Raw genomic sequence first — 4434 nt, 5'->3', positions numbered from 1 at the left:
CTAAAATGCTGTCAAGAACTATTTTGAAAAAAATGCAACTTTTTTTGAAATGTGGGGCATCTATTATGGGGGTACCCGGAGATATGGAGAAGATACGAGCTAACTTTATGTTTTCTGCTTCGTCCCTAAGAAATATAGATTTTGTCTGATCAAGAAAACTCTCAAGGGTAGTAACAAAATTATTAAGTTTGCCATTTGATACAACGTTTTCTAACGCTATTGTAGTCTGGTCAAAAAAATTCCTGATAGCACTAGAATTGTTGAGATTCGTGTGAACAACAAATTGCTGAATATACTTTCCCATAAACTTGTAGAAGTTTTCAAAGCCATTATTAAGACCAACAATTGTTTTACTATGAAAATCTTTTAAAATAGACTTAGCATTTGGATCTAGACTCAATTTGGGAGTTAGTCCTTCCATAAAATCAACAGCTTCAAGAATAGATTCTATATTTTTTCTTTCTTGAACATCAACAAGTGATTTAATTCCCAAATATGTAGGCACTCTAAAAATGCCGATGTTATTTTTTTGCAAATCAGAAAGGTTTAAAAGAATTTTAAGACTATTTTCGTTTATAAGTTCTTCTTGTTCATTATAAAGCTTTTTTAATTTTACTTTCATGACCTTAATAGCTTTATCATGCTCTAAGTCTGGAGAAAATTTGCTCACCACCATGCAAAGGCCATTTTCAAGTTTATCTGGATTCTGGCTAAAAATTTCCCCCAAACGCTTCATGACCATTAAAACATTAGCAGATCTTCCGCTATCATAGTCCCCCCAGCTTGAAGTTAAAATAATTTTAATTTTGGATGTATGTTTAAAAAGTCTATGAATAGAATAAGCATTTAATATAGACTGTATAGCATCTCCAGTATGTTCAAAACCAGGACAATCCCAATATTGCTTTCCCATAATGGGAATTTTTGTTTTCGATAATGAACCTGCCCCAATTGCACTGAGAAATTTCTTTCCATCTTGACGCTCAAACTCAACATCATGAGAATCATTGTAATAATAAGTGATACCACTTTCATCTCCTTCAAATTGCAACATATTAAACAGTGTACTCTTGCCTGTGCCCTTAAGCCCAATAATCATAACAGCTTGTTTTTGCTCTGTTGGAATAACCTCATCAATAGAGCTTAAAGTCTTACGCAAATCCTCAAAATTTATCGTATCTTGATTTAACTGTTGACTATGTTGCACAGAGGTTTCTGGCTCTATCATTGAAGTGGCAAGTGTCAATGATGGTGTAGTCAAAAGGGATAATAGAATTGCTGATTTCATTTTTAAAGAATGTTTAAAGGTTTTCATTTATGGTCTCCTTTTATTTTAAATTCACAAGGTCTTAATTAATAGCAGTTAGGCAATTTATTTGAAAAAGTGGCCGTGCCGCTATTTTCTTAATCCTAAGGAAAAAAGTTTTTAACTTGGATCCCAAAAAATTACGTAATATAGCTTCGTACGTAATTTTTACGGAATTTGAAATTCTGTAATATGTTGCAATGTAATATTAATATGCACCCCATAATTCGGACCACTTGAGAGGGTATTTTTGAGGAATCAAATGATCATGGGGAAACGCCAAATTCTGACCTAATTCAATACCTACAAGATCTGTCAAGCCAACCTGCTCAAGTAAGCCTCCAAGTTGGATAAGGGAGCAACTTCTAGCACGACGCAGATCAGAGTTACATGTTTTCTGGAGCTGCATGATCCGAACTTTCTGATGTTGCGCGTAGTGTATCTGTTGGATGATTTTGTGTAATCTGGCTTGCAGGTTGCCTAGCTTTTGTAGTTCTTTTGGGTTGCAGAAACATCTTCCCGGCGCGGTACCAGTCCTCCTGTTTTTGTGGTGCGAGATCTTTAACCTCCAGCAGAGCTCCAGCCAATGTCTCCGGGGTGAAATCAGCCAACCCACACCTTTGGATAAGCCGGGCTAACGCTTGCAAGTGCTGCCGGGCAACCTGCTCCTTTTGCTGCTTGAGCTTGGTTATTTTCTGCTCAATCGATTGAAGCTTGCTACTCGTGGTCATCTGGGTTCCTCCCTTTGAATATTGAAATCTTAAATCACTCCCCTGGAGTTTATCATAAAATGTGCAGGGCGACAGCCCTGCGCTTTTAAAAAAAATGCCAAAGGATTTTGGCATCGATTCCCGGAAAGCCTTGCTGGTCAAGGCTTTCAAGGGCGCGCTTACACATTCTCCAATCCTTGGAGAATGCTACCGCTCCGTCGCAAGCGACTTGTCACTTCCCAAACCAAAAATCAAATGCTATGATCTGACTGGAATTTGGTTGATGAAATTCAAAATATCAGGAGCTGGACTGAATCGATTTTCGAGATAGTCTTGCCAGAGAAACCAGTACTTGCCATCACTCGACCTGATCGATTTTGTTGAATCTTCATCGTTGTAAAGTGCCAAATTCCATTAAGAACACCTCATAGAATTGGACAAATAACACCTCTGCAACCGGGAGCATATCCCGATGATGATGAGGTGTATTGGTGGCTATCTACCATTTCACTGTAAAGGCGATTTCCCGAGGTAAGGGCCAGAGTGGTGTCTCTGCTTTGGCCTACCGTGCTGGCGTACAACTGGTTGATCAGCGCATTGGCAAAACTTTCGATTATCAAAACAAAGCTGTACAGCGTGTAGAGCTGTTGCTGCCAGATCACGTGCCTGATTTTATGAAACAATGGCAGGCACAACTGGACAGCGGTTGTCCTAAAGATCGTCAAGCCGCACTGCAAAAATTCTCCGATTATATCGAGTCCTTCGAACGTAGAATGGACTCTCAGATCTACCGTGAAATCGAATTCGCTCTGCCCTGCGAACTCACTGAAGAGCAAAACATCAAACTGGCTCGGGAGTTTGTCGAACATCACTGCTGTAATCGCGGCATGGTCGCTGTGTGTAATTTTCATTTTGATGTCGATAAAAAAACTGGACAATTAAAGCCTCACTGCCACGTATTGTTGTCGACTCGCAACATCACTCGTGAAGGCTTTGGCCTCAAAAATCGTGATTGGAACCATAAAGACTTGGTGCTGGAGTGGCGAGAAAAGTGGTGTGAATATCTCAATTGTGCCCTTAAAGAATATGGCATTGATGCACGGGTTGATCATCGATCTTACGCTGATCGGGGCATTGATATTGAACCGCAACTCAAAAAAAGTCATGCAACGGGTTCTCAAAGGACTCGATAGTTTCCGCTTTGCTGCCTTTGAAGATATCCGTCGGCGCAATCTGTTTAAAATCCAAAGTCGACCGGAATTGGTCTTAGAGCTGGTCAGTCAAAATCAGTCAACTTTTACTGATAAAGACATCCTGCGGGTGATTGGTCGTTATGCTGATAGTCCTGAGGTATTTTCAGAAATTCAAGCCCGAGTGTTTAATTCCACCGAATTAGTGCAGTTGCAGGATCCTGAAGGGGCTGAGGGCAAAAAAAAAGTCTACACCACCCGCAGCTTGATTCGAATTGAAGCTGAACTCATTGAACAAGGACAGCGTATCGCAGCACGGCAAAGCCATGGGGTTTTAAAACCTCACCTTGCAGCTGCTAAAGCTGAAGCAGATCAAGAACTAGCTCAATATGGCGGACTCAGTTCGGAGCAAAAAGTTGCCATTGAGCATCTGGTCACGCCTGGAAGACTCAAGACTTTGGTAGGTTATGCTGGATCTGGAAAAACCACCGCTTTAAAAGTAGCCGCAAATGCTTGGAAGGAAACCGGTTATCAGGTATTAGGTCTTGCCCCGACTGGACGCGCTTCAGAAAACCTGGAAGAACTTGGCATTCGCGCCATGACCTTGGATAGATTTTTTCTCAGCTTTGGATCAGGGCGTGAACAATATGGCAAGGGCTCGGTGTTTATTGTTGATGAGGCCGGCATGGTTGACAGCCGCAAGATGGGCATCTTACTGAATATCGTTGAGCGACAAGGGGTCAAGTTGGTGCTGGTGGGAGACAAGGGTCAACTGCAAGCAGTACAAGCTGGACCACCGTTTCGCATGTTGTTAGACCGTGTGCCTCCAGCAAGGTTGGAAAATATTATCCGGCAAAAAAAGGACTGGCAGCGACAAGCTACAAAACAGTTTGGCAACGAGCAAGCCAAAGCTGCATTGCAGGCTTACCAAAGTCGCGGTCATATCAAACTGGTACCTGAAGTTCACCCTTTGGTGACTCGATTCAAACAGAGTGAGACTCTGAGCAATACCGAGTTGATCCAAGCGACCCTGATTACCCGGCGTATTGCTGGTAATATCTTTTACCAAATCCGCAGTGATCTGCTGCATCAGGGAGTTCCAGAAGATAAAATATTTGCCAATTCAGTAAAGCATCAACATTTTCCCTTGTTCCAGTCTTGGAAAGGTTGGCGTGATGATGCCATTAAGCAGCTTAAACTTCGAGGCATTGAATTAGAGCATTCAGCA

4 protein-coding genes are annotated in these 4434 nt (G+C 41.6%); 2 read left to right on the top strand and 2 right to left on the bottom strand.

The features are described from left to right. Positions 1–1315 (bottom strand): hypothetical protein (locus tag ABFQ95_07775; protein MEN8237419.1); only part of this gene is annotated, 1315 nt, incomplete at its 3' end. A gap of 377 nt (positions 1316–1692) precedes the next feature. Beyond that, positions 1693–2037 (bottom strand): conjugal transfer protein TraD, encoded by a 345-nt coding sequence (locus ABFQ95_07770; protein ID MEN8237418.1) that lies wholly within the window; start codon positions 2035–2037, stop codon positions 1693–1695. Between the two features lie 470 nt (positions 2038–2507). Here ABFQ95_07770 and ABFQ95_07765 point away from each other — a divergent pair, with 470 nt between their 5' ends. Together ABFQ95_07765 and ABFQ95_07760 are read left to right on the top strand one after the other, a co-directional pair. Continuing rightward, positions 2508–3209 carry a MobA/MobL family protein gene (locus ABFQ95_07765; protein MEN8237417.1) on the top strand — a complete coding sequence of 234 codons (702 nt, stop codon included), beginning with the start codon at positions 2508–2510 and terminating at the stop codon, positions 3207–3209. Further along, the coding region (locus ABFQ95_07760) for an AAA family ATPase (GenBank protein ID MEN8237416.1) at positions 3112–4434 on the top strand (1323 nt) is incomplete at its 3' end. The genes ABFQ95_07765 and ABFQ95_07760, both read left to right, overlap by 98 nt.

This window comes from Pseudomonadota bacterium (assembly GCA_039714795.1).
GTDB lineage: Bacteria > Pseudomonadota > Alphaproteobacteria > JAGOMX01 > JAGOMX01 > JBDLIP01.
The sequence above is the reverse complement of the archived record's forward strand: the minus strand, read 5'-3'. Positions and strand labels throughout refer to the sequence as shown.